General features: G+C 36.8%; 26 protein-coding genes and 2 tRNA genes. 11 read left to right on the top strand and 17 right to left on the bottom strand.

Features of this window, described 5'->3' with window-relative positions; translation table 11 throughout:
• Positions 1-7: 7 nt before the first annotated feature.
• The 10 genes from INR75_RS05060 to gdhA form a co-directional block, all read right to left on the bottom strand.
• Positions 8-214 (bottom strand): hypothetical protein, encoded by a 207-nt coding sequence (locus INR75_RS05060; RefSeq protein WP_223091032.1) that lies wholly within the window; start codon positions 212-214, stop codon positions 8-10.
• A gap of 380 nt (positions 215-594) precedes the next feature.
• Complete coding sequence (locus tag INR75_RS05055; RefSeq protein ID WP_223091031.1) at positions 595-1,005, bottom strand: biopolymer transporter ExbD; 411 nt, start codon at positions 1,003-1,005, stop codon at positions 595-597.
• 5 nt (positions 1,006-1,010) lie between these two features.
• Positions 1,011-1,757, bottom strand: a complete 747-nt coding sequence (locus INR75_RS05050; RefSeq protein ID WP_223091030.1) for a GLPGLI family protein — start codon at positions 1,755-1,757, stop codon at positions 1,011-1,013.
• On the bottom strand, positions 1,754-2,458 hold the full coding sequence (locus tag INR75_RS05045) for a GLPGLI family protein (RefSeq protein WP_223091029.1): 705 nt from the start codon (positions 2,456-2,458) through the stop codon (positions 1,754-1,756). The genes INR75_RS05050 and INR75_RS05045 overlap by 4 nt, the downstream gene beginning before the upstream one ends.
• A 1-nt stretch (position 2,459) precedes the next feature.
• A complete protein-coding gene (locus tag INR75_RS05040; protein WP_223091028.1) occupies positions 2,460-3,170 on the bottom strand; it encodes a GLPGLI family protein in 711 nt (236 codons plus the stop codon).
• A gap of 80 nt (positions 3,171-3,250) precedes the next feature.
• Complete coding sequence (locus INR75_RS05035) at positions 3,251-4,003, bottom strand: GLPGLI family protein (RefSeq protein WP_223091027.1); 753 nt, start codon at positions 4,001-4,003, stop codon at positions 3,251-3,253.
• 112 nt (positions 4,004-4,115) lie between these two features.
• On the bottom strand, positions 4,116-4,577 hold the full coding sequence (locus INR75_RS05030) for a hypothetical protein (RefSeq protein ID WP_223091026.1): 462 nt from the start codon (positions 4,575-4,577) through the stop codon (positions 4,116-4,118).
• Between the two features lie 180 nt (positions 4,578-4,757).
• On the bottom strand, positions 4,758-7,154 hold the full coding sequence (locus INR75_RS05025) for a TonB-dependent siderophore receptor (RefSeq protein WP_223091025.1): 2,397 nt from the start codon (positions 7,152-7,154) through the stop codon (positions 4,758-4,760).
• On the bottom strand, positions 7,154-7,873 hold the full coding sequence (gene recO / locus INR75_RS05020) for a DNA repair protein RecO (protein WP_223091024.1): 720 nt from the start codon (positions 7,871-7,873) through the stop codon (positions 7,154-7,156). The genes INR75_RS05025 and recO overlap by 1 nt, the downstream gene beginning before the upstream one ends.
• Positions 7,874-7,959: 86 nt before the next feature.
• Entirely contained in the window at positions 7,960-9,303 is a 1,344-nt protein-coding gene (gene gdhA / locus INR75_RS05015) for an NADP-specific glutamate dehydrogenase (protein ID WP_223091023.1), read from the bottom strand.
• A 202-nt stretch (positions 9,304-9,505) separates the two neighbouring features.
• On the opposite strand from gdhA, the gene INR75_RS05010 reads away from it, so the two are divergent.
• Positions 9,506-10,264 (top strand): glutamate dehydrogenase, encoded by a 759-nt coding sequence (locus INR75_RS05010; RefSeq protein WP_223091022.1) that lies wholly within the window; start codon positions 9,506-9,508, stop codon positions 10,262-10,264.
• 3 nt (positions 10,265-10,267) lie between these two features.
• Here the strand turns inward: INR75_RS05010 and INR75_RS05005 are convergent, their stop codons facing one another.
• The 3 genes from INR75_RS05005 to INR75_RS04995 are packed head-to-tail and all read right to left on the bottom strand — an operon-like array spanning position 10,268 to position 12,898.
• Entirely contained in the window at positions 10,268-10,891 is a 624-nt protein-coding gene (locus tag INR75_RS05005; protein WP_223091021.1) for a hypothetical protein, read from the bottom strand.
• Entirely contained in the window at positions 10,881-11,483 is a 603-nt protein-coding gene (gene pncA, locus INR75_RS05000) for a bifunctional nicotinamidase/pyrazinamidase (protein WP_223091020.1), read from the bottom strand. The genes INR75_RS05005 and pncA overlap by 11 nt, the downstream gene beginning before the upstream one ends.
• 5 nt (positions 11,484-11,488) lie before the next feature.
• Entirely contained in the window at positions 11,489-12,898 is a 1,410-nt protein-coding gene (locus INR75_RS04995; RefSeq protein WP_223091019.1) for a nicotinate phosphoribosyltransferase, read from the bottom strand.
• 447 nt (positions 12,899-13,345) lie between these two features.
• On the opposite strand from INR75_RS04995, the gene INR75_RS04990 reads away from it, so the two are divergent.
• From INR75_RS04990 to INR75_RS04970, 5 genes are all read left to right on the top strand, one after another.
• Positions 13,346-13,419 (top strand) — tRNA-Asn (locus tag INR75_RS04990).
• Between the two features lie 57 nt (positions 13,420-13,476).
• A tRNA-Asn gene (locus tag INR75_RS04985) sits at positions 13,477-13,550 on the top strand.
• Positions 13,551-13,719: 169 nt separating this feature from the next.
• Positions 13,720-15,297 (top strand): glycoside hydrolase family 32 protein, encoded by a 1,578-nt coding sequence (locus INR75_RS04980; protein WP_223091018.1) that lies wholly within the window; start codon positions 13,720-13,722, stop codon positions 15,295-15,297.
• Positions 15,298-15,313: 16 nt separating this feature from the next.
• Positions 15,314-16,213 (top strand): carbohydrate kinase, encoded by a 900-nt coding sequence (locus INR75_RS04975; protein WP_223091017.1) that lies wholly within the window; start codon positions 15,314-15,316, stop codon positions 16,211-16,213.
• Between the two features lie 99 nt (positions 16,214-16,312).
• Complete coding sequence (locus INR75_RS04970) at positions 16,313-17,230, top strand: glycerophosphodiester phosphodiesterase family protein (RefSeq protein WP_223091016.1); 918 nt, start codon at positions 16,313-16,315, stop codon at positions 17,228-17,230.
• A gap of 94 nt (positions 17,231-17,324) precedes the next feature.
• Here INR75_RS04970 and rseP read toward each other — a convergent pair whose 3' ends face one another.
• Positions 17,325-18,644 (bottom strand): RIP metalloprotease RseP, encoded by a 1,320-nt coding sequence (rseP, locus tag INR75_RS04965; protein ID WP_223091015.1) that lies wholly within the window; start codon positions 18,642-18,644, stop codon positions 17,325-17,327.
• A gap of 153 nt (positions 18,645-18,797) precedes the next feature.
• Between rseP and INR75_RS04960 the strand changes: the two genes are divergently transcribed.
• From INR75_RS04960 to INR75_RS04945, 4 genes are all read left to right on the top strand, one after another.
• On the top strand, positions 18,798-19,472 hold the full coding sequence (locus tag INR75_RS04960) for an SCO family protein (protein WP_223091014.1): 675 nt from the start codon (positions 18,798-18,800) through the stop codon (positions 19,470-19,472).
• Positions 19,473-19,554: 82 nt separating this feature from the next.
• Entirely contained in the window at positions 19,555-19,785 is a 231-nt protein-coding gene (locus INR75_RS04955; protein ID WP_092539909.1) for a FeoA family protein, read from the top strand.
• Positions 19,782-21,884 (top strand): ferrous iron transport protein B, encoded by a 2,103-nt coding sequence (feoB, locus tag INR75_RS04950; RefSeq protein WP_223091013.1) that lies wholly within the window; start codon positions 19,782-19,784, stop codon positions 21,882-21,884. Before INR75_RS04955 ends, feoB begins: the two co-directional genes overlap by 4 nt.
• A gap of 37 nt (positions 21,885-21,921) precedes the next feature.
• A complete protein-coding gene (locus tag INR75_RS04945) occupies positions 21,922-22,074 on the top strand; it encodes a hypothetical protein (RefSeq protein WP_223091012.1) in 153 nt (50 codons plus the stop codon).
• On the opposite strand, the gene INR75_RS04940 is transcribed toward INR75_RS04945, so the two are convergent.
• The 3 genes from INR75_RS04940 to INR75_RS04930 all read right to left on the bottom strand — a co-directional run bounded on the left by INR75_RS04940 (position 22,071) and on the right by INR75_RS04930 (position 24,046).
• Positions 22,071-22,484 carry a hypothetical protein gene (locus INR75_RS04940; RefSeq protein ID WP_223091011.1) on the bottom strand — a complete coding sequence of 138 codons (414 nt, stop codon included), beginning with the start codon at positions 22,482-22,484 and terminating at the stop codon, positions 22,071-22,073. The two genes, INR75_RS04945 and INR75_RS04940, sit on opposite strands and share 4 nt — an antisense overlap.
• Before the next feature lie 63 nt (positions 22,485-22,547).
• A complete protein-coding gene (locus tag INR75_RS04935) occupies positions 22,548-23,372 on the bottom strand; it encodes a ZIP family metal transporter (protein ID WP_223091010.1) in 825 nt (274 codons plus the stop codon).
• 11 nt (positions 23,373-23,383) lie between these two features.
• Positions 23,384-24,046, bottom strand: coding sequence for a metal-dependent transcriptional regulator (locus tag INR75_RS04930; RefSeq protein WP_223091857.1), 663 nt, complete (start codon positions 24,044-24,046; stop codon positions 23,384-23,386).
• Between the two features lie 97 nt (positions 24,047-24,143).
• On the opposite strand from INR75_RS04930, the gene INR75_RS04925 reads away from it, so the two are divergent.
• Positions 24,144-26,504, top strand: a complete 2,361-nt coding sequence (locus INR75_RS04925) for a TonB-dependent receptor domain-containing protein (protein ID WP_223091009.1) — start codon at positions 24,144-24,146, stop codon at positions 26,502-26,504.
• Positions 26,505-26,741: the final 237 nt, after the last annotated feature.

The raw sequence follows: 26,741 nt of genomic DNA, 5'->3' as shown, positions 1-26,741 counted from the left end.
ACTACCTCTAAAGAGAATCACACATTTGGTACCATTCATTCCAAGCATCATAATATTCACCATTAGAATTTACAGTGTCACCCCATTCAGCGTTTGCCGCATCTGTGGCAAATTCATAACTTGGATCCTCTCTTATATATTCCTCTATAGCGTTTGCCTGGATAGAAGTTCCAATAAATAGAAAGACAGAAGTTATTGTTAAAACTTTTTTCATGATTTAAAAATTTAAAGATTAATCATGAATTATTCGATAAATTGCGTAATAAATCGTTGAATAACGTAAACCTACACCTTTTTATGGGGGGGCAAATTAATATTGTTAAATTTAACGTCCTGGTCTAAAATAGGGGGAAAATACCCTAAAAAATTTATAATACCCATCTTTAATTACTCCCAAAATTCTTCATCACTTTAGCGCCAATCTCTTCAAAATCTGCCTGCGTGATACGCTTACCTTTACTTGGTTTTTCTATCTCAACACTCTTTCTATCTTCAGTGCTTACTGCGGTATAGGTTTTCTTATTTCTTTCCAGTTCGAAATTCGGTATTAATAATGACTATTTTCTATTCTCTAACATCTAAAAGTGAAGCGATCTAAAGTTCTCTTTTTTTTAGCGCTTTTAGATCGATTTTCTGAAACCAGTTTTGCCCATCGATATTTAACTTTTTGGTTTCTAAAAGGTAACGTTCGGTTTTTATATTTTCATGAATTGCTTTTCTCATTTCAGCATTAACATCGATGATATAGCCCATATCAAGATCTTTATCGCCAAAAATTCTGAATATAATTTGTTGATCTACTTTAAAAGGCTGCTTACGCAGTATCTCTGTAACCTGATTTTGTACATTTTGAAACGAAGTTTTCTCATCCTCTACATAAATAGTTTTATTCGCATTTATAAACACATTCAGATAAAAAACCTTGTTATTTTCTATCGAAGATTGTGCACTCACGCCCATTGAAAAGCCTAAAACACATAATAAAACAGTTAATTTCGCTCTCATCGTTTTCAATATTGGCTCTTATCGTTTTTCATTAAACTTTTCACTTTCTCGTTTCTTGCTTCGTTTATTTTCTTCCATTCAGCAATTGTAACTTCGTGAGCTGCTTTAGGTTTTTTAATATCACCAAGCTTTTCTTCCAAATCTATGTCGACTAAAGTGAACAATTCCGTTCCGTATTCTACCTGAACTACCAAGCCCGGCAAGCCTGTAACTCCTCTTGGACCAAACGGGATATTTAGCTGTGGTGTAAACCAAACTTCTAAGCTTCGATCCCAGGTTTTTAGAGTTCCCTTAGCTTTAAAACAGGAATATCCATTAATGATTTTTTGCTCCTTGGTAATTTCCCATTTATAGGGTGGATACTCGATTAAATAGGTGCTATTGTAAAAAGAATCGGTAAAGAAGAAAGTATTTCCGGTTTTTAAATTGGTATAATAAATTCCATCTCTTGGGCCTGTAGCTAAAGCCATGTATGAATCATCATCGACACTCATCAATTCAGGAAGTTTAAATTCTGCTTCATTTTTATCGAATTTCAACTCATATTTTAGTCGTTTAGCGAGTCGATTCCTGGCCAGTTTCATTTTAGAATATTCTCGATATCGCTGCGGATTAGTCTTTTTTAATTCCTTCATTCCTTCTTCAGATCCAAAAGAAGTCCATTCTTTTTTATAGGTAGCGATTCCACTTTGTGCTATTACAGAAAACCTAAAGCAGAGGACGATAAAACTGATGTAGTATTTTTTCATCATTTAAAATTTTCAAATTGCTTATAAAAGTCAGCTTCGCTAATGGAAGATCCTTTTTGCGGCGTATTAATTGTTATCTCTTTTTGCTGAATTTGAACAAGTTTATAAAGTTCACTGCCAGTTGCTAATTGCACAACCAATCCCGGTAAACCATTGTAATGTAGCGGACCGTAACTAAGCGGAATATCTGGCGTATACCAGGCAATGACATCTTGAAATTCACCCTTCTCTAATGCTATTTTTGCTGAAGCTTTAAAGCAGGAATAGCCACTAATTGTTTTTCGTTCTTTTTCCAGCTTCCAATCGATTTTATCTACATTCACAAGAAATTTTTCTCCCATTGCTTCAATCGCCCAAATCACGGAAGCTGCCTTTCGGTTAAAATAATATTCTCCCTGATAAGGCCCTTTAGCCAAGGCTAAGTCGGCTTGATCCTCAATACTCAGCAAATCTTCCAAATAAAAAAAGCTTCGATCTTTATCAAATTTCAGTTTATAAGATAATTGCTTTGTAAGTTCTTCCTGAAGTTTTTCCAACTCCAGGTATTCTCTATATTTCTGCGAATTCTTTATTTTATCCTGTTGCCCTGCTGCTGATTCAGAATACAAATTTATCCATTCTTTTTTATAAGTAGCTATGCCAGAATCTTGAGCATAACTAGTTAAAAGACTGAATCCAAAAAGTAAACTGAAAACATACTTCATCTTAATCTTGTTTAAAAAAGGTACCGCGCATATCATCGATCATCTTGTTATATTTTTCTGCGGAAATTAATTTGCCAAAATCTGGTTTTTTAATATTTACAGGTTGGTTTGTGCTAATTTCGACTAAAGAAAGTACAAAGGTTCCTCTTTTCACTTCAACAATTAAACCCGGCAAACCACCAAACCCCAAAGGCCCAAAAGATGCAGGGATCTGTGGCGTGAACCAAACCTCCTTGATAGTTCCATTTTCTGGAAGTTCAGCTTTAAAACAGGTAAATCCGTTTATGATTTTGGTCTCTTTAGTAACTACCCAATCGAAATCTATAGAATCCTGAACCGTATATTTTTTTCCGGTAGCTTCCGAAGTTTTTAGCCAAAAGCCACTCTTTGTGTTTTGGTAAAACTCACCGCTGCTGCCTATCATTGCAAGCCCAATCTTTGCAGATCCCGGCATGTTGACATCATTATCCATTCGATCTACCAGCTGAAACGAAGAAACCGAATCCTTAAACTCTAAGACGAAATCAAACTTTAAAGTTGCTTTCCTAGCTTGATTAAGTCTTTTAATGGCGTTGCGATGGGCTTCATCATCTGGCTTTTTAATTTCAAACTCCTTAAATTCTACGATCTTGTAATGACAAATCGTACCAGTTTGAGCATTGAAACTCAATGAAAGGAATATAATAAAGAGATAAAATAGTGGCCGAAACATAGATTTTTGATAGATAAACAACCAAGATAACAAATAAAACTAAACGATTAGTTAAAACAGAAAGGAATTAACGGTATAGACTAAAATTCTGTTCCATACACTTCACTTCTCTTCTTAATTTCTAAAAGTTTCTTTTTAACAATACTATCTTTCTCTTGATAAGTAATCGTGTTTTTCCCTGATGGAATTTCTAGAGTTAAATCTTCTCTACTTTCTATTTTAGTTGCGAAATATGTAATCATATTATCTTTCGTAACTTCCAAAATTAAGCCTGGCAGCCCATCAAAATCTAATGGCCCTGTAGAAACAGAAATCTCTGGGGTAAACCAGGCTTCTACAGGTATCCATAACGGCTCCATATACTTATCGTAACTTTCATATTCCATTGTAGCTTTAAAACATTTATAGCCTAGGATCATTTTATGTTCTTTAGTGATTTCCCAAGAGTTATACTTCTTTTTATCTGCCAAGACAATGCATTTTTTACCTGCAAATTCATCCAATACAAGCTTCAAAGAATCATCTTTATAAAAAACATCCCTCCCTCCAGAATGCCTCAATGCCGCAGAATAGCCTCTCATTTTCTTATTATCTGAGTTTATTGATTTTTCAGCATAAAATAATGAAGCCTTTTCTTTGATTAATAAACTAAGGTTCACAAAAGGCATTGCATTAATTTCATCCCTCAAATAGGATCGTGCAAGATGATTTTCTATTCTTGAAAGGTCTTTGTACTTCTCGGTATAATCAACTTTATAATTTATTTCAAGATTTTGCGCAAAAGCACTAAAGCAAAATCCAAAAATCGAAAATATTAGCAATAAATTTTTCATGATCTTAAGATTAATAATTCCAAGGCAACATGTAGTTTACTTAAAATCAGATAATAAATAAAAAATAAGGTGAAAATCCCCTAATATTCGTATGCATTAAATCCTATTAAAATCAGTTTAGTGAAATATTTAATACCGCCGTTTTCAGCCTTAAATAATCTTTTTTTAAAACTTCAACCTTAGCAATACTGCTGGCATATAATCTTAGATCTTTGTCTTCAACTAAATATCCATTCACATAAAGATCTGTTTCACTATCCAGACCGAAGAATTTATTTATTTCAGATTGCGACTTGGCTTCAAACTCCTTCTGAATTTCTAAAGTCACAATTCCCGGGTTTTGCTGATCTACAAATAACATTTTAGAACCGATAGTCTTATCTTCGAAAACTTTCATTTCAGAAAAATATTCTTCAGGAATGCTTTTTAATATACTGCTTCCCGCAATGATTTGATCGTTGATCACAAACACCGGATTTTCTGAAGTATCCTTAGCCAATTTTACACGCGCTACCTGGGCATTTAGCGTAAAATTCCCTAAAACGAAAATCATTAAAATAAGTAGTTTTTTCATGGAAAGTAAGGTTTAATTAATGATAGAGGTTAAATGCGCTCGTCCCAATTACTATCGCAATGCTTCAAAAGTTGAGTTTCAAACAAACGCCTGATTGCGCTGAAGTGGTTAACAGAACAAAGCATTTAATGCCATTTCAATATAGTCAATTTCTTGAGAATAACTTCGGATATAAACCCCCTAAAATTTAAAACGTGCTGAAATGATCAAATTTCGGCCTGCAGCGGCAATTCCAGAACTGTAGGTGCGATAACGCTGATCTGTAATATTTTCTACGGAAGCAGTTAATAACCAGTTTTCGTCTAAATCGTATTGCCCGGTTAGATTTAAAGTGTACCAAGATGGTGAATATGGGTTTCCTTTTGCATCGATCGCATACAAATAGGCCTTCCCCTGCTCTGAAGTTGCCAGGTCGTTATAACTTATCTCTCCGTTATATTCAGCAAAAAGATCGAGTTTCACTTTCTTTTTATGCCAGATTAAATGAGTGTTTCCAAAAAGTGGCGCCGCATGTCGTAAAGGCGCTACAGAGCCATCATCTAATTCTTCTTCGCCTTCAGTAATCGCAATTTTTGAAGCAAAACGTAAAGCGACTGAAAAATCGACCTCAACATTTCCTTCAAGACCATAGACATGAGCATTCGATGCATTTTGAATCGCCTGGATGTTGCTTGCTTCACCCTGGTAATCGATCTCTGTTTGTCCGTTCAAATTAAAATCTCGACGAACCATCGCATCTTCTAACCAGGTATAAAAACCTGCAAAACCAAAGCGAATATTTTCAGCCGGTGACCAGTTTACACCAATTTCAGCATTATAAGCATATTCTGGTTTTAAATCAGGATTTGGGACAACAACAGATCCTGGCTCTGAATCAAAAATTTTCCCTACATCGTCGATATTTGGTGCTCTAAAAGCTGTAGATACATTTACGCGCCATTGTAAAAACCGGTTTTGTTTCCAGTTGATTCCTGCGCTTGCTGTTAATGCACCGGTATTGATATCGGCATCGCTAAACGGAAAATCATATAGATTTTCATCGAATTTCGCATCTAATAAAATGTGATTATATCGCAAACCCGACTGGAAATTTAGATCTTCCTGAATTTGCCATTGATAGGTTGCATACGCTGCCAAAGATTGCCAGCTGGAATTATCTGGATATCGCGAAGTGGTTTGCTGCTGTACTCCCGAGTTTATATTTTCCTGAAAACCTTCAGAATTCACCTGGTTATTCACATATTCTAGTCCGTAAAACAATTTGCTGCCTTCAAAAGCTTTTTCGAAATCAAGATTCGCCGAATAAGCGCCCACATTTTCTTCGGTATTAAATAAAATTTCTGAACCAAAATCGCGATCGTGGCGACTTTCTTCAAAAAACTGGTAAGCCAGCGTAAATTGAGCTTTATCGTAAAGCTCGCTATTCTCCTTTTTATTGATCTTAAAATCACCTAAAAACCATCGCTGCGGCCCATAGTACCATTCGGCTGCACGCAGTTGCCCATTTCTTCTTCGGTACAAACGATCGTATCTTGGATAGTCTGAAGTTTCGCTATAAATAAGTCCAAAATTGAAATTCCATGTTTCATTGGGCATATATTTTACTTTTTCAAGTAGGCTAAGCTGCGTGTATCGGGTTGGTTTTTGAATTAACGGACTTTCATTTTGCTCGACCACATCTTCACCATTTTCTCTAACCACATATTCTGGCCTTAGATAAGAATCGGGCCCATGTTCTCCCATTTTTAGATCACCAAAATCTGAATACGAAACCGAGGTCTGAAATGCCCAATTTCGCCTTCCTAAATTCACATCGGCATGTAAAGTTTGCTCGTTATTTGCAGAGGAATATCTCCCATAGAAATTACCGCTTACAGAAGTTTCTGCACCAAACGAAAATCGAGGTTTTAGGGTATAAAAATTCATCACGCCGCCAATCGCATCACTCCCGTAAACTACAGAGCCGGGACCTAAAATAACCTCAGATCGCTCGATCGCTAATGGATCGATATTAATAACATTTTGCAGGTTTCCGCTTCTAAAAATAGCGGTATTCATTCGCACGCCATCTACAGAAATTAATACGCGATTGGTGGCAAAACCACGAATCATGGGGCTACCGCCGCCTAACTGACTTTTTTGTACAAACACCTGCCCAGTACTTTCTAAAAGATCTGCAGAAGTTTGCGGACTATTTTGAATAACATCTCCCCGATCTATACTTACAATTTTCTGCGGAATTTCATCTTTTTGAAGTTGAAATTTTGCTACGGAAAGCACCACCTGATCCAGCTTATTTTGGTCTTCCTGAAGATAAACGAGTTGGTCTGTGATCTCAGATTTTCTAATCTCGAATAATTGATGCGAAACATGCTGAAAAAAAAGTACTTCAGAAATATCGAATTTTGATATATCGGCACGTCCTTTAAAATTACTTAGGCTGGTTTTGGTCTTTTCAGCATTAAAAATAATGACATCGCTTAAAGGCTCTTCGGTAGCTTTATCGAGAACAATGATGTGCTGAGAAAATAGGTTTCCGCTTAAAAAAATAAAGAAGAAAAAGACTAAAAAACGCATTAATTAAAGATTTCGTTGAGGACAGTTAGGGATTTTGGTTTTCTAAAGCCTTCGATATGCAGTTCGTAATACAGCAGCAACATTTTTAAAAAATCAGATCGTTGCTCACCGGTTAATTTTATCTGCTGCATGTCGTTAAAGTTCACATTTAAAAATGCACGCAAAATATCAAGATTTTCGCCTTCTATGCAATATTCGTTAGTTTTAACAGGCTCAAAAGTCCCTTCCAGCAAATTGAAAAACGGCTGCTCTGTATTTAGATCGTCTGGCTGAAAGCCTAAAAATCCAGATAACTTCAGCAAAAACATTATATGAAAATTAGCGATCTTATCATGCAAATCCATCCAGCTAAAAGCGGTTTCTAAAAAATGATACATGGCAGGATTAGATTCTTCTTCTCTGATCGCACTTTTTAAAATTTCAGCAATAAACATCACCATACTGGCTTTGATCATGTTAGTATGTAGCGAAGTATAAGTGTTAATTACCTTGGCATCTTTTAGATATTCTAAGGTGCCTTTGTTTTTGTGACTAGCCACGATATCGAGTTGCGTTAACAACTGAAATTGGCTGGCTTTAAACTTTCCCTTTTTCGATTTTAGAATTCCGCGTAGCATATAGGTACGCAAACCACTTTCTAAAGAATATAGATTTACAATAAGATCTGCTTCCCCATATTTTAGCGCACTTATAACAATTGCTTTGGTCGTAACTATCATTGGAATTCCGTAATCATTCTGGCTCGGGAAGGTATAAAAAAAGCCGCTTTTAAAAGCGGCTTTTTGATATTTATATGAGCTTATAATTATACCACACCCTGAGCTAACATTGCATCTGCAACTTTTACGAAGCCGGCAATATTCGCACCTTTTACATAATCTACATATCCATCTTCGTCTTTACCATATTCTACACATTTATCATGAATATCGTTCATGATCTCGTGAAGTTTGTTGTCTACTTCTTCTGCAGTCCAATTGTAACGTAAAGAGTTTTGCGTCATCTCTAATCCTGAAGTAGCTACACCACCAGCGTTAGACGCTTTACCAGGAGAGAACAAGATCTTTGCCTCACGGAAGATTTCTATAGACTCTGGCGTACAAGGCATGTTAGCACCTTCACCAACACACATACATCCATTATCTACTAATTTCTTAGCATCAACCTCTTTAAGCTCATTTTGGGTAGCACAAGGTAATGCGACATCACATTTTACTTCCCACGGAGTTGTATCTGGATAGAACTTCGCATTGGTATATTTTTCTGTATACTCTTTAATTCTACCACGCTTTTCGTTCTTAAGCTCCATGATGAATTGTAGTTTCTCTTCATCAATACCATCTTCGTCATGAACGTATCCGGCAGAATCTGACATGGTCACTACTTTTGCTCCAAGCTCGATCGCTTTTTGAGCCGCATATTGCGCTACGTTACCAGAACCAGAAATTACTACTGTTTTACCCTCTAAAGTTTCGCCTTTAGTTTTAAGCATATTCTGAGTGAAATATACATTTCCATAACCCGTCGCTTCTGGACGAATTAAAGAACCACCGTAAGACAATCCTTTCCCGGTTAAGATACCCGTAAATTCGTTTTGCAATCTTTTGTACTGGCCAAACATATATCCAACTTCTCTGGCTCCTACTCCAATATCACCTGCAGGAACATCGGTATTATAACCAATATGTTTACTAAGCTCTGTCATAAAGCTCTGGCAAAAACGCATAACTTCGTTATCAGATTTTCCTTTAGGATCAAAATCTGATCCTCCTTTACCACCACCCATTGGTAGTGTTGTAAGACTATTCTTAAAAGTTTGCTCGAAAGCCAAAAACTTAAGAATACTTAGATTTACAGATGGATGAAAACGCAATCCTCCTTTATAAGGACCGATAGCCGAATTCATTTGCACACGATATCCACGGTTTATCTGAATATTACCTTCGTCATCTAACCACGATACTCTAAACATGATCACACGCTCTGGCTCTACCATACGCTCCAGTAACTGCGCGTTTTGGTACTTTTTATTCTTCTCTATAAAAGGTATAATAGTTTCAGCAACTTCATGAACCGCTTGAATAAATTCTGGTTCATTTTGATTTCTTTGAGACACTTTATCCAAGAAATCCTGTATATTTTTTTCCATAAGGCGTCGCTTAAATTTGTTTTAAAAAAAATGTTTTTTCGAGGTGCAAATATATGAGATATATAAAAATTAGCGATAAAATTTTAGTTTTTCATACAATATTAACTTTTTGTTGAATTTCATTAAAAAAAAGAAAAAATCAATTTAAAATAAGCTAACCTTCTTTTTATATATTTGCCTCGATATCCTATAAACACCTGTGTTGAAGCGATTTTGTAAATCTTTTTTAATCGGTTTTATATGCCTTTTATCCCAATTAGGTAATGGGCAGGTATTGCATGAAATTGGGGTTACGGCAGGTCTAGCTGCGATCACGACCGATTACGGGCAGCGAGGAGAGTTTAGAAACTTCTATCAAAACCTTGGTTTTGGGGTAGGATTGCAGCATTATATGAATTTTGTGTACACCGGGAATAATTATCGTACCAATTACTTTAAGGACTTTTTTAGAGTACGTACAGAGATCGATTATTTTCATACATTTTTAGATCATTACGGGCCAATTTCTTATCAAAACAATCCGCGTGGAGAAATGCTTAGGGCCATGCATGGCGAAACTCATGTCTTTGAATTCGGTACACAAATAGAATGGCATTTTACACAAATTCGTGAATATTTGATCTTTTCTACACGGTTCTCTCCATACATCACCGTAGGAGCGCATGCCGTTTACTACATGCCAGATGCCTATAGTGATCTTGGTCCTGTAGATAATCCAAGAGTGTTGTTTCCCGCATTTCAGGATGGATTAAATCTGGAAAGTGGCTTTACATACAATGTTCTTTTTGGCGGCGGAACACGATATCGATTAGGGAGAAACAGTGACCTGGTCGCCGAGGTTAAATGGCAGTATTACGGCAACGATTATATTGAAGGTTTAGATGTACAGGGGCCACAAAATCAATCGAACGATTGGACCGTCTGGATAAACTTTGGATATATTCACTACCTGAATTTCTAAAATCTATTCCTGAAATTTATCATATTCCCTCACTTTTTCAGTAGGGCAATTATTTACCATCATCTCAAACTGAGCGATATTTTTAACCGAAGTAACATAAACTGGTGCCGAATCTTCACCATAATTTAACTGCAGCACAGCTTCATTTACTTCTTTAAGTTTTAAACTTCGATCCCTCTTATCTCTAAACAAAACCTGGTTTCCTGCCTTTATCATAAAATCCTTAAGCTCGAAACTTACCTTCTCATCCTTCCCATAAATATCGATTGCTTCCTTAGAAATATAATACCGATTTATCGTACCGTCGCAAGGTTCATAAAATAAAAACTGGTCTTTGTACTTTTTAAGTTCAACCAGTTTAAAAATTGCGTTTTGATGTTTCTTTTCTTCGGAAGTGATTACTGAATCTAAGTTTCGATAAAAAACAGATGTTTTTGTAGTATCAATAAACAATTGATATTCATCCAGGTTTAATGCTGAAGCTGAAGTTCGCTCTGGAATACTATCTGAAGGAACTACGTAAGGATCTTCAGGAATTATCTCAGTATTTGCCTCTTCAGAAGCATCCTTTTTACAACTGAAAAATCCTAAACAAATAATGAATATGAAAAGTATTCTATACCTCATCAGCGTTTAAGATCTTTCCTCCTTTTTCTACAATTTCAGCTTTTGCTTTTTCAAAACCTTCAGCATCGATAGCGCGGGTAGCATCTTCGATCAAAAAGGAAGTAAAACCTTCAGCTAAAGCATCTTTCACACTAAATGCAACGCAAAAATCGCCTGCTAAACCTGCAAAATAAAGCTCGGTTACGCCTTTTTCCTTTAGATATCCGCTTAAACCGGTAGATTTTAAATGTGCATTATCATAAAAGCCGCTGTAACTATCTATTTCAGGATTTGTTCCTTTTCTAAAAATAGCTTCAATTTTATCTAATTTTAGCTCAGCGTGAAAATCTGCTCCTGTAGTTCCCTGCACACAATGATCTGGCCACATTACCTGGTCGATTCCGTTTAGATCGATAAGTTCGTAAAGATCTTTATTATGAGTGCTGGCAAAACTAGCGTGCCCTGCCGGATGCCAATCCTGAGTGGCAAGCACTAAATCGAATTTATGCTGAATTTTATTGATTATCGGCACAATTTGATTGCCTTCTGGAACTGCTAAAGCGCCGCCGGGCATAAAATCGTTCTGAACGTCTATAAGAAGTAAAGATTTCATGGTAATTACATTTTATGTTCACTAATTAGTCGGTCTCTTTCTGCTTTCAGCTTTTCTGAAATACTTACTTTATAAATATGCGGATTGTTGAATCGCTTATATTCATACGGTAATTCGGCCAATCTTGATTTACTGTATTCAGCAATTTCAGCAAGTGTTCTTTTCTTGATCTTCATTTCACCATTTTCCATCACCGGCTGCAATAAAGCTTCTTTTTGATAAGCCGAAACATCTAAAAATTTATACGGTTCTGAAGGATGAAAAACTTTAGAAAGCTCGGCATCTTTTTCATTTCCCATCGCGATGACGTCTACACCGGCACACTCGCCATTTTCATCTTTCATTCTGTATACCTGCTTACGATGCGGCAAAGTGGTTTTGATTAAACTCTCTGAAATTTTAATTCTTGGCTGCCCGTCTGAAAATGTAAGTTTATAAACTCCGTCTAAAGCAGCATCTGGTTTCCCGATCACGAGGTTTGTTCCCACTCCATAAACATCGATTGGCGCATCCTGTTCCTGCAAACTTTTAATTACAAATTCATCTAATTGATTAGAAGCAGCAATTTTAACGTAGTCTAAACCGGCATCATCTAACTGCTTTCTTGCCTTTTTCCCCAAGTAGGCCAAATCGCCACTATCTAAACGAATAGCCATTAATTTTTGACCTCGTTCTTCCATTTCTTTAGCCACGATTATCGCGTTTGGAACACCACTTTTTAAAGTATCGTAGGTATCTACTAAAAGTACACATCCTTTTGGACGCCCTTTAGCAAATTCACGAAATGCGGTTAACTCGTCATCATAGCTCTGGATAAAAGAGTGCGCCATAGTTCCTGAAACGGGAATATCAAGATCTCTCCCGGCAATTACATTACTGGTACCATTAAATCCACCAATCATTGCAGCTCTTGAAGCATAATAACCACCCGGTCCTTGTGCTCTACGCAATCCAAAATCTAATAAAACCCGCTCGCCAGAAACCAATCGCATTCGGCTAGCTTTTGTGGCTATTAGAGTCTGAAAATTCAGTAAGTTTAGCAATATCGTTTCGACGATCTGGGCTTCGATCAAATTCGCTTCTACCTGTAAAACAGGTCGCGTTGGAAAAACCACATCTCCTTCCTGTACCGAATAAATATTTCCTGAAAATTTAAAATTCGCTAGATATTCTAGAAAATCATCTTCAAAATCATATTGTTTTAAAAACTCGATATCTTTCTTACTAAACCTAAGATTGGTGATAATTTCGAGTAAATCTTCCAGACCGGCAAAAACGGCAAAACCACTTCCGTAAGGGATTTTTCTAAAATAGTAATCGAAAACTGCTTTGGTATCGTGCTTTCCGTTTTTAAAATATACCTGCGACATCGCAAGCTGGTATTGATCGGTATAAGTTGCCGTAAAATCGAACATAAATCTTGGTTTTGTAACTCGCTTATCGAGATTTGAACTATTTTCTAATTTCTAGCTGAATTAGTTCATTTAATTTCAGCAAAACTTTATCTAATTTTATTGCTGAACAATACAAATTTAAGGCTTTGCAAATGTTTTAAGCCTTTTCCCTGTACGAAAATTGTATTAAAAAGTACATCAACCAATTCATCTTCTGAGTAGCTGAAAAAATCTGGTCTACTATTTAATCTGAAGTTTAATCTTAAAATCCTTTATGGTCAAATTAGGATTCAAGATCGAAATTTTTATCTAATTTATTAAGTTTATAAAGAGTAGATTTTCAGCTTTATAGCGTACCGATATTTCTACATTTCAATTTTATTTAAAATACAGCTTCATTTTTTTTAATAATATTTAGTGATAAATAAAAATTCCATTATATTTGCATCCGCAAAATTGATTGCAAATTCCTCCTTAGCTCAGTTGGTTAGAGCATCTGACTGTTAATCAGAGGGTCCTTGGTTCGAGCCCAAGAGGGGGAGCAAAAAATTTTTAGGGCAAATTCAGCTGCCGAGAATGCTGAAAACATATTGATATATTCCTCCTTAGCTCAGTTGGTTAGAGCATCTGACTGTTAATCAGAGGGTCCTTGGTTCGAGCCCAAGAGGGGGAGCAAAAAGCCGTACTATTTTTAGTGCGGCTTTTTTGTTTATGTATTAAAATATAAACCTAGATCTATAAATCTCTACCATTTAAATATCCTTAGGAAAATCGCTAAAATTTTCCCTATTTTTATAGAATCTTAACCTCCAGCTGCCTTTTAATATTAATTTTGAGATTCTATGAAAATTTTGAGACCTGCAGCTCTTATCGCACTTTTAGTATTCGCATCCTGTAAAAACAAAAATCAGGATCAACAAACTCCTGAAACCGAAACGGTATCGATTCAAACCGATGAAGATTTTAGACCTTCTTTTCATTTTTCGCCAAAGGAGCACTGGATGAACGATCCTAACGGAATGTTTTATCTAAACGGCATCTATCATTTGTTCTTTCAGTATTATCCAGATGGTAATAAATGGGGCCCAATGCATTGGGGACATGCTACGAGTAAAGACATGATCACCTGGGAAGAACAGGAGATCGCTCTTTTCCCAGATGAAAAAGGATATATTTTTAGCGGAAGCGCGGTGGTAGATCATGATAATACTTCTGGTTTTGGTGATGGCACAACGCCACCTGTAATCGCCATGTTTACTTATCACGACCCAAAAGGCGCTGAAGAAGGACGTATCGATTATCAATCGCAAGCTATTGCTTACAGTTTGGATGAAGGAAAAACCTGGACAAAATATGAAGCCAACCCGGTAATCGAGAATCCAGAATTGGAGGATTTTAGAGATCCTAAAATGATCTGGGACAAAGAGAATAAACAATGGATCATGGTGCTTTCAGCCAGAGATAGAGCCTATTTTTATACTTCAGCAAACTTAAAAGACTGGAAAAAGGTATCTGAATTTGGCGAAAATTATGCTGCACAAGACGGTGTTTGGGAATGCCCGGATTTCTTTCCTATGAAAGTTGAAAATAGCGACGAAACCAAATGGGTTTTGATACAAAGCACTAATCCCGGCGGATTCAATGGGGGCTCGGCTACGCAATATTTTGTTGGCGACTGGGACGGGAAAAACTTTACTCCTGAAGCCGACCTTTACGGAAAAAACATCGACCATCCTTACTGGTTAGATTTTGGAAAAGACAATTATGCCGGAGTGACCTGGTCTAATGTTCCAAAAGAAGATGGCAGAACGTTGTTTATGGGCTGGATGTCCAACTGGCTCTATGCCCAGGAAGTCCCTAGCGAAACCTGGAGAAGCGCCATGACGATCGCACGTAAACTTCAACTTAAAAAAGAAAACGATAAGTATATCATCACCTCCACTCCGGTTAAAGAACTTGAAAAATATGTGGGGGAAATTATAACCAAATGGAAACTAACCGATGATGACCATGCTATAATCGAAAAAAATGAGCTGGATCTTACCAAAGCACAGGTTTCATTTTTAATCCCGAAGATCACTAAAGATGTTCATTTGACACTGAATAATGAAAGCGGAGATCAATTTAAATTCGGTTTTAAAAAGAAAGAAAATGAGTTTTATATCGATCGATCTAAATCTGGGATCACCGATTTCGGAAAAGAGTTTGCATCAACCGTATCTACCGGAAGAAGAATCGCTACTTCAGATTCGTTAAAAGTGAACCTGATTTTAGATAATATGAGCATCGAAATTTTTTATGACGATGGAAAAACAGTGATGACCGAGATCTTTTTTCCGAAGCAACCTTATACCAGTTTAAAGATCAACGAAGGTGTTCCTGTGATCGATATTGAAGCCAACGAATTTAATTTTAATTAAAATTACGCATTCTACTATGTCTGAAGCCATAAACGCCGTTTGTTTTGGAGAGGTTTTATATGATATTTTTCCAAATTCAGAAAAAATTGGGGGAGCTCCATTAAATGTGGCTTCTCGACTTAGCGCCAACGGGATTAACACAAGTATGATCAGTAGCGTTGGTAAGGATGAAAAAGGAAAAAACCTGCTGGAATATCTAAAATCGAGAAATATAGATCATTCTCTGGTTGCTGAAACTTTAGATTTTCAAACCGGCGTGGTGACTGTAGAACTAGACGATAGCGGATCTGCTTCTTACACGATCGAACATCCTGCAGCATGGGATAAAATTGAAATTTCAGCAGAAATGATCGACAAGGTAAAAACTACCGATGCTTTTCTCTTCGGAAGTTTAGTTTGTCGCGATCAAAAAAGTAGGGCAACTTTAACTGAATTACTTAAACATGCTAAATTCGCTGTTTTCGACATTAATTTAAGACCACCGCATTACGAAAAAGAGATCCTGGAAGATCTAATTTTAAAAGCTGATTTTATCAAATTTAATGATGACGAGCTTTACGAGATCGCTGCCATGTTCGATTCCCCTTTTAATTCCTTAGAGCAGAATCTTAGCTACATGACCAAGATCACCAACGCCAAAACGATTTGCGTTACTAAAGGCAGTCACGGTGCAGTTCTTTTTACTGAAGGGAAATTGTTTTACAATAGCGGCTACAAAATTAAAGTTGCCGATACTGTGGGCGCCGGCGACAGTTTTTTAGGTTCGTTAATTTCTAAATTACTGCGGAAAGAAGAACCCCAAAAAGCATTGAATTATGCCTGTGCGATTGGCGCATTAGTCGCTTCAAAAGAAGGAGCTAATCCTGAATTCACTTCAGAAGTAATTGAAGCTTTTATGTTTCCGGATGCCGATTAATTTGAGCTTAGAACTGACTAAACTTGAAGATAAGTTTTAGTTAGCTTAACTTTTTTGTTTCTAAAATCTACGTTATTAGGTCTCTATAAATTTTTAGATATGAAATTGGTTAAAATAAGCCTGCTTTTTGTTGCGCTCGTAAGCTTCAGTTGTAAAGAAAACAGGAAAGAAGAAAATACTTCCGAAGAAAAAATTACCGCGGAAACATCGAAAATCGAAGTACAGGGACATCGCGGTGAACGTGGGCATTCCCCAGAAAATAGCATTCCGGGATTTCTTGCTGCAATTGATAAAGGCATTGATGTGGTAGAGATGGATGTTGTGATGTCTAAGGACAGGAAAATTGTGGTAAGTCACGAAGCATTTATGTCTTCAGCCTATGTGCTTTCTCCCACAGGTGATACGATCCCAAAACAGGAAGAAAAGAACTACAATCTTTTCACGATGACTTACGACAGCATTAAAAAGTTTGATATTGGCAGTAAAGGCAACGCATCTTTTCCTGAACAGCGAAAATTTAAAACCTACAAACCTTTACTTGCTGAAACGATCGATAGCATAGAAAACTACGTAAAATCGAAGAATATTGATCCTATACGTTATAATATCGAAATAAAATCTGACGTTGCTGAATACGAAAAATCACAGCCAAAGCCCGCCGAATTTGTAAAAGCGGTAATGAGGATCTTAGAAGAAAAACAGATTGTTTCTAAGATCAATATTCAATCTTTTGACGTGAATATTTTAGAAGAAATGCATCGTTCTTATCCTGAAGTAACATTAGCGTATCTGGTAGGTCACGGGGAATTTGATGAAAATATGGAGAAGATTAGTTTTAAACCGGCAATTTATAGTCCGCATTACAAGCTTTTAAATTCTATGAAGGTGGCTAAAATTCAGCAAAGCGGAATGAAGGTTATTCCTTGGACGGTTAATGAACAAGCCGATATCGACAAAGTTAAAAAGATGAATGTAGACGGTATTATTACCGATTATCCTGAACGTGCGATTGAATAATTAAGCTTTAAGCTAAAAGCTCTCAGTTTTCAGCAAAAAAACAAAGCCCGAAATTATCTAATTTCGGGCTTTGTTTTTATAAATATTTCAGGTCTTATTTATCGAATATCGCTCGATAAATATCGTTTCCATTTGCGTAAAGTACCAAAGCAATTAAGATAAAGAATCCAACCATTTGTGCGTATTCCATAAATTTCTCGTTTGGTTTTCTTCCGGTAATTATTTCGTAAAGCAAGAACATTACATGCCCACCATCTAAAGCTGGTATTGGTAAGATGTTCATAAAAGCTAAAATGATAGAAATTAGCGCTGTTGTATGCCAAAACGCCTGCCAGTTCCACGCATCTGGGAACATCCCTCCTATCGCTCCAAAACCACCAACCTGGGTTGCTCCTTTTTTGGTGAATACATACTTAAATTGATACACGTAATCTCTAAGCGTCCAGTAACCGTCTTTAAAACCTTCAGTAATACTTTCAGCAAAGCCATATTCTTGTGTTTTTACCTCGAAGTCTCTTCTTGGTGTAACACCTAAAATACCGTCTTCATCTGGAGTGGCCATTACGCTTTTAATTTCACCATCACGCTCAAAAACGATCTCCATTTCAGTATTCTTACTAGCTCTGGTGTTTTTAGTCATTTCATGCCAGTAGCCAATCTCCTGATCGTTAATCGAAATAATGCTGTCTCCTTTTTGTAAACCGGCTAGACTCGCCGCAGTTTCAGGTGCAATACTATCTAAAATTGGGCGCTGGATAGGTATAAACGGCTGCATAATACCTTCTTCGAACATCTGCTCGCCGATATTTTCAGGAATACTTATCGTTTCTTCAGCTCCATTTTGATGTAAAACAGTAACCGTATTTACGTCTCGCATAAATAGCTTACGATTAATATCTAAACTATTTTGTAGATCTTCTCCATTAATTTGTAAAACGCGGTCTCCATCTTCAAATCCAAACTCTTTAAATTCGTCTACGATCGCAAAACCTTCTGGCATTTCATCAGGACCAACATAATTAGTTCCCCAAACAAAAAGGATCATCATAAAAAGTAGAAAGCCTAAAACCAGATTTACTGTTACACCACCTAACATAATAATTAAACGCTGCCAGGCCGGTTTACTTCTAAACTCCCATTCTTGTGGTGGCTGGGCCATCTGCTCTTTATCCATGCTTTCGTCGATCATTCCAGAGATCTTTACATAACCTCCTAAAGGAAGCCATCCAATTCCGTAAACGGTATCTCCGATCTTTTTCTTAAAAAGCGCAAACTTTACATCAAAGAAGAGAAAGAATTTTTCAACGCGGGTTTTAAATAATTTTGCAGGTATAAAATGTCCAAACTCATGCAACACAATAAGCAATGACAAACTAAGAAGAAGTTGAATTGCTTTTACTATAAATGGATCCATTCGCTAATATTCAATTTTTAAATCGCACAAAAGTAGTCTTTTAATAAGACCTAGAAAAGTTTGTAAACTAGTAAGCATTTATCCTGCCAAAATTTTAAGGCTTTTCATGTGGCAAATTAACTGGGAGGCTGTAATTTTGCATAAAAATTTGCTATGCGTAAATTTCTTTCCAGATACAAGATCTTTCTTATCACCTTTGGGACGCTTTGTGTAGTGATCATGTGGTCTATTTACACCTTACTTAAACCAGATAAAAAGTTAGCCATTTACCAGCCGGATATGGTAAATAACGAATTGGTAGATACCACCATGCAATATGTAAGAAAGTATCACAAAATTGCAGATTTTAAGCTGGTAAATCAAAATGGTGACACCATTACCAACGCGAACTACGAGGATAAAATTTACGTTGCCGATTTCTTTTTTACCACCTGCATGACGATTTGTCCCATAATGACCGATCATATGGTGAAGATCCAGGAAAGGATCAAAAACGATCCAGATGTTTTTCTTCTTTCTCACACCGTGATGCCACGAATAGATACGGTAGCCCAATTAAAGCGTTATGCTGAAGAAAAAGGGGTTATTGCCAGCAAATGGAATCTTGTTACCGGAAACAAAAAACAGATCTACGATTTAGCCAGAAAATCTTATCTCGCAGCCAAAAGTGAAGGCGACGGCGGAAAGTATGATATGGTTCATACCGAAAATTTTGTGCTTGTAGATAAAGACAGGCAAATACGCGGCTTTTATGACGGCACTAATGCTGAAGCTATCGAAGAATTAATGGAAGATATTAAGATTCTGAAGCGCGAGTACGAGGAGTAAAAGCCTACATTTTAACGCCTAAACTTTTGTACTTGGGCAAATTCCACTATTTTTGCGTTGTTTAAATTCAATCTAAATAAATTTGAAGGTTACAGTAGCTCATTTAAAGCGAGGCGAACGCGGAATCATCAAGGAATTTTCTGCAGATCATGTACCACTAAAACTTCTGGAAATGGGATGTCTCCCCGGTAACGAAGTAGAATTGGTACAAACCGCTCCCTTTAAAGATCCTATGTACCTTAACATCAACGGAAGCCATTTAGCCATCAGAAAAGAAACCGCTTTACAAATCGAAATCGAGCTTATCAAATGACCGGCAAACAGATTAACGTAGCGCTAATTGGAAACCCCAATACCGGTAAAACTTCAGTATTTAATCAGCTTACAGGATTAAACCAAAAAGTTGGTAATTATCCTGGGATCACCGTAGAAAAAAAAGAAGGAGTTTGTAAACTTCCTCGTGGTTTAAAAGCGCATATTTTAGATCTTCCGGGAACTTACAGCCTTAACGCATCTTCTTTAGATGAGAATGTGGTAATCGAATTATTGCTTAATAAAAACGATAAAGATTATCCAGATGTTGCGGTTGTTGTAAGTGATGTTGAAAATTTAAAAAGAAACCTTTTACTTTTTACCCAAATAAAAGATCTGGGAATTCCTACAATATTGGTGATCAACATGGCCGATCGTATGGAACGTAAAGGGATTTCTTTAGACGTTGATATTCTTGAAGAACGATTAAACACAAAAATAGCCCTGGTTAGTGCGAGAAAACGTACGGGTATCGATAAGCTTAAAGAACTTATCATTAACCATAGAAATATTTCTAGCGAGCCATGTGTAAATGCTTCGGTTATCGATCCAGATTACTTTGGCAATCTAAGAAAGGCTTTTCCTAAGCAATCAATTTATAAACTTTGGCTGGTGATTACCCAGGATGTAAATTTTGGGAACATCAATAGAAATGAGATCGATAAAACTTCAGGATTTAATACAAAATCGAATTCAGAGCTCAAAAGACTTCAGCAAAAAGAAACTATACACCGTTACCAGTTTATCAACGGTGCATTAAAAGAAGCTCTTAGCGTAGATAAAAATGCGGCCAAAGATCTACGATCTCGGTTAGACCGTGTTTTAACTCATAAAGTTTGGGGTTACGTTATTTTCTTTGCAATCCTGCTGCTCATATTCCAGGCGATTTACGATTGGTCCAGCTATCCTATGGATCTTATCGATAGCACTTTTGCTTCTTTAAGTGAGCTTACCAAAGCAAATTTACCAGAAGGCGTCTTTACCAGTTTAATTGCTGAAGGAATTATACCAGGATTAGGCGGAATCGTAATTTTTATTCCGCAGATCGCATTTTTATTCCTTTTCATCTCGATTCTCGAAGAAACCGGGTATATGAGTCGTGTGGTATTTTTAATGGACAGAATTATGCGGCGCTTTGGACTTAGCGGAAAAAGTGTGGTACCTTTAGTTTCTGGAACGGCCTGTGCGATCCCAGCAGTAATGGCAACCAGAAATATCGAAAACTGGAAAGAACGTTTAATCACGATCCTGGTAGTACCATTTACTACCTGTTCTGCCAGATTACCAGTGTACCTTATCATTATCGCGTTAGTGATCCCAGATGAGACTTTTCTAGGTTTTAACCTACAGGGCTTAATGCTTATGTTTCTTTACCTACTTGGTTTTGGAACAGCCATTCTATCGGCATGGATCTTAAACGGAATCCTTAAGATCAAAAACAAAAGTTATTTTGTGATTGAGATGCCAAACTACAAAGTTCCTTTGCTTAAGAATATTGGTATTAATGTAGTAGAAAAAACAAAATCTTTTGTATTTGGTGCCGGTAAAATAATTCTTGCGATCTCTATTATTTTATGGGTTTTAGCGAGTTACGGGCCTGGTGATAATTTTAATAATGCTGAAGAAATTGTTCGCGGAAATTATACCGAGGAAAGTATTCCTACTGAAGAAATCGAGCAGGAAATCGCCAGTTATAAACTGAAGCATTCGTATATTGGCATTATGGGACGTGGTATCGAACCTGTTGTAGCGCCTTTGGGTTACGATTGGAAGATTGGTATTGCGATCATTAGTTCTTTTGCTGCACGTGAAGTTTTTGTAGGAACTCTAGCGACGATCTATAGTGTTGGAAGCGACGAAGAAGAAACGATTAAAAACCGAATGGCAGCTGAAACCAATCCTATTCTTGGCGGACCATTATTTACTTTGGCAAGCGGAGTAAGTTTGTTGCTTTTCTACGCTTTTGCCATGCAGTGTATGAGCACGTTGGCAATTGTACAAAAAGAAACCAATAGCTGGAAATGGCCAATATTGCAATTAGTGATTATGAGTGTTTTTGCATATCTCGTCGCCCTAATTGCATTTCAGTTTTTAAAATAAACCTGTAAGAATTTTATAGAATTTCGACTTAAATACTATGGAACTTATACAAAACATTTTAGTCTTTATAACCTTTCTAACGGCTGTAGGATATTTGATCACCAAATTTATTTGGAAACCGGCATTTCTTAAGAAAAAGGTAGATAAAGAAAAGGCCTGCGGAATGAGCGACTGTGGTTGCAACCACTAGTTTAAAAGTTCATCTAATTGAATAAATACCTTATACTCAGATTGTTCAATTTTGAAAGGATTTTCAGGATAAGGAGCTAATCCTGTGACTTTTAGATCTACATTTTTTAACGGCTGATATTGTTTAAAATAGAGGTTTATTTTATCACTTATATAAATCTCAACTTCTCCCAACGATCTTTCCTTCTCATCTTTAATTTCAAAAAGAAGTCTGGCGTTGCCAGCCCTTATACAGGTTACATTTTTAGGGCAACGGGAATCTACAAGCACTTCTTTGAAAATAATGCTATATTTTCCACAATCCAGCTTTTCCCCTACTTCTAAAAAAGATTGAAGCCTGACTACCTCGGTTTGGGCAGACAGGCTTACTCCATTAACTATAAAAATTAAAACAAGTAATATTCTTTTCATGATCGCCTTTTTTTAAAGGACGACAACTTAAAGACAATGTTGCATTATCAACTAATCAATTTTCTATCCAAGACCCACATCCAGTGTCATCATCACCATAAAACCACCAATAAATCCTAAAGTACTTACATCTGTATATTTACTTTGTTGAGATTCTGGCACTACTTCTTCGACGACTACAAATATCATGGCTCCTGCTGCAAAAGCTAAAGCATAAGGTAAAATTGGCTGAAATGTCATTACCGCCCAGGCACCAAGAACGGCAGCCATAGGTTCTACTATTGCAGAAAGCTGCCCATAATTAAAACTTTTTAATCGGCTAAAGCCCTGTCCTCTTAAAGGCATCGCTACTGCAAAACCTTCAGGGAAGTTTTGTAAACCAATTCCTATCGCTAGAGCAACCGCCCCGGCAATACTTGCACCTTCAAAACCGGCTGCTGCACCGCCAAACAAAACTCCTACGGCTAGACCTTCAGGAATATTGTGTAAAGTGATCGCTAAAACCAACAAAACCGACTTATGCCAGGGAGTTTTTATTCCCTCTTTTTCTTCAGTATTAAAGTTTACGTGTAAATGTGGTAGGATCTTATCTAATCCAAAAATAAAAAGTGCACCCAAACCAAACCCAACAACTGCTGGAATAGTTTTTTCGAAACCTTCGCCGGGACTCATTTCTATCCCTGGAGCTAGTAAACTCCAAAAACTGGCAGCCACCATTACTCCGCCTGTAAAACCTAACATTCCGTCAAAAAGCATTCGGTTCATTTTCTTGAAGAAAAAAACCAAAGCAGCACCAAGTGCCGTTAATCCCCAGGTAAAAAGCGTTGCGTAAAACGCAGCTAGTACAGGATCTAAAGTTTCAAAATAGGCAACAATTGTATCTAACATAGTTCAGTTTATTATTCTAAAGATATAGGCTTTAAGTAAATATTATTAGCAGCCACTTTAGAGATGGTAAGCTCTTTATTATTCATTTTTAAGATCATCGAACCATCGAATTGTTCTTTTTCTAAAATGGTGATCGATTTCCCTAATTTGATCTTATTTCGATCTAAATACTGCAAAAATGCTGCAGAAGAATCTTTAACTCCCACGCAAATTCCCTGGTCACCTTCATCAAATTCGGCTAAAATCTTTTTTTCGAGATTCGCAAAATTACCCTCGGCATCTGGTATAGGATCACCATGAGGATCGCGCTTAGGATACTCTAGAAATTTATCGAGTTTCGCTATTAATTCATCAGATTTTATGTGCTCTAACTGCTCGGCGATATCATGAACCTCATCCCAGTTAAAATCGAGTTTTTCTACCAGAAAATATTCCCACAAGCGATGTTTTCTGATGATTTGCACCGCAATCGAATTTCCTTTTTCACTCAGTTTTACGCCCTGATACTTTTTATAGTTTACCAGATTTTTTTCTGAAAGCTTTTTGATCATATCGGTGACCGATGAAGCTTTAGTTTCCATTTCCTCGGCAAGCGCATTGGTGCTTACACCGCGAACATATTTCTTCTCTAAATGAAAGATCGATTTTAAATAATTTTCTTCGGAAAGCGTCATTTCAATTTTAATTACACACAAAAATACATTTTTTTATTTAAAAACAAATTTTTAGTTTTGTCTAAAAATAATATTTAAACACCTGAAATTTATTGAAATGAAGTTCTTTACGCTCCTATTTTTCTTTTTTTCCACTATCGCTACCGTACAGGAAGCGGTAGAAATCAATGGTAAAATAAGCAGTACTTCTGGAGCAGTGGCTTTCGCAAATATTTCAGTTATTGGGGAATCACTAGGAACTTCAGCAGATCGAGAAGGAAATTTCAGCATAAAAATTTCCGCAGAAACTACTTTAAAAATTCAGGCGATTGGTTACAAAACCAAAATCATAAAAATTACTTCTGAAATTATCCAAAATCAGCAATTAATTATTCAGCTTGAAGAAGATCAGTTAGGATTAGATCAGGTAGTGATTAGTGCGACCAGAAATCGGGTTAATGTGAAAGAAGCCCCGGTGGTTGTAAATGTGCTTAGCCCAAAGTTATTTAACGCCACACAATCAATTTCAGTAGCAGAAAGTTTAAACTATCAACCCGGAGTTCGGGTAGAAACCAATTGCCAAAACTGTGGCTTCACGCAAGTCCGTTTAAATGGGCTAGACGGTAGTTACACGCAGATTTTGATCAATAGCAGGGCCGTATTTTCCGCCTTAAACAGTGTGTACGGTTTAGAACAAATCCCTACTTCTATTCTAGACCGTATCGAGGTTGTGAGAAGTGGCGGCTCTGCTTTATATGGATCGAATGCGATTGCCGGAACGATAAATATTATCACCAAAGATCCTGTTTTAAATTCATGGCAAATTTCATCGAATCTTGGCTTTATAGATGGTGAAATTCCAGATCGCACTTTAAATATTAATGCCTCTGTAGTGAATGAAGAATTGACTAGCGGAATCACCGTTTTTGGGATGAAACGCGATCGCAATAGTTACGATGCGAATAAAGACGGATTTTCTGAACTTACCGAACTCAGCAACACCAGCCTTGGCGCAAAAGCTTTTTTAAAACCGAATGAAAATAGTAAAATTACTTTAGATCTTACCGCTTTGGAAGAATATCGACGTGGTGGCGACAGATTAGATCTCGCTCCTCATCTTACCGATATCACTGAAGAATTAGATCACAACACAATAATTGGTGGAATTACTTACGAATTTCACAATAAAGACCGAAGCAATAATTTTTCGATCTACAGCTCTGGCCAGCATACCGATCGTAAAAGTTTTTATGGTGGATTGGGTCGAGGCCGAACAAAGCAGGATTCGATCACTGCGGCAAATGCCTACGGAAATACCGATGATCTTTTTCTTTTAGTTGGTGGGCAATTCACCCGAAATTTTAAAAATAGCAATGATATTTTAACCGTGGGAACCGAATATAATTTGAGTAATACTGAAGATCAAATTCCCGGCTACCAGCGTACGATCGATCAAACAGTAAATTCTATCGGCGCTTTTGCACAATATGAATGGAAACCTTCAGAAAAATTTACGGCGCTTATCGGTGGGCGTTTAGACCATGTGGTGATTAATGGAGATTATACAATTCAGGAGATCCAAAGAAAATCAGATATTGAACAAACGGTTGTGAGTCCGCGTTTAACTTTAAGATATAAAGTTTCCGACGACTGGCAGTTTAGAGGCGGTTATGCACGCGGATTTAGAGCTCCGCAGGCGTTTAATGAAGATATGCATATTTCTTCGGTGGGCGGTGAACCGCAATTTGTGATCTTATCGAACGATTTAGAAACCGAATACTCTAATGCCTATACTGCGTCTGTAAATTACTCGAAGAATTTCAACAAATTACAAACCAATTTTTTGTTAGAAGGGTTTTATACCGAACTTCAGAACCCTTTTACTACGGTGAGTACCGGCGCGAGTTTACCCAATGGATCGATATTAGAAGAAGTAAGAAATGGAAGCGGCGCTTATGTTAGCGGGATGAATTTTGAAATTGGCATTTCTCCTTCTTCAAAATTTAGTTTCCAAATGGGTGGAACCCTTCAGAATTCAAAATATAAAGAAGGGCAAGTTTTGTTTGAAGCGGATGGCAGTAATCCCAATGAAAGCAATATTATTATTTCTGAATTTGTTCGTAATCCAAACGTTTATGGCTACCTGAATGCCAACATCTCGATCTTTGAAGAAACCAGTCTCGATCTTACTGGAACCTACACCGGCCCGATGACTGTTCCTTTGGTAATTAGCGATAATGGATTTTTACAACTAAATGAAAGTGATTCTTTCTACGATTTTAATCTAAAACTAAATCAGCATATCGATATTACAGAAAATTTTCAGATGAATATTTATGGCGGAATTCAGAATTTTTTTAACGCTTATCAGGACGATTTTGATACCGGCGCGACAAGAGATTCAGATTATGTTTATGGCCCGTCACAACCCCGTACTTTTTTCTTCGGAATTAAATTTGGGAATTTGCATGATCTTTAGGAGTTAGATTTTAGACCGCTTCGCTGTTAGATATGAGAGTCTAGAATTTAGACTAGAAATGTTGAATTATATATAATCTCACTTCGAGTGATTTTCATGAAGTGATAGCGGAGCTAAAATTGTATCGAGAAGTGAATTGAAGTTAGAATTAAGATCGCTTAGGCTGTTAGATGTTAAAGCATAGAAAATAGACACAAGAATCAGGCGATAAGATTGTAAAATTTAAAAACAATTTTT

Source organism: Zunongwangia sp. SCSIO 43204, from assembly GCF_019904275.1.
Lineage (GTDB): Bacteria > Bacteroidota > Bacteroidia > Flavobacteriales > Flavobacteriaceae > Zunongwangia > Zunongwangia mangrovi.
This window is presented reverse-complemented; position numbering and strand designations above follow the sequence as displayed.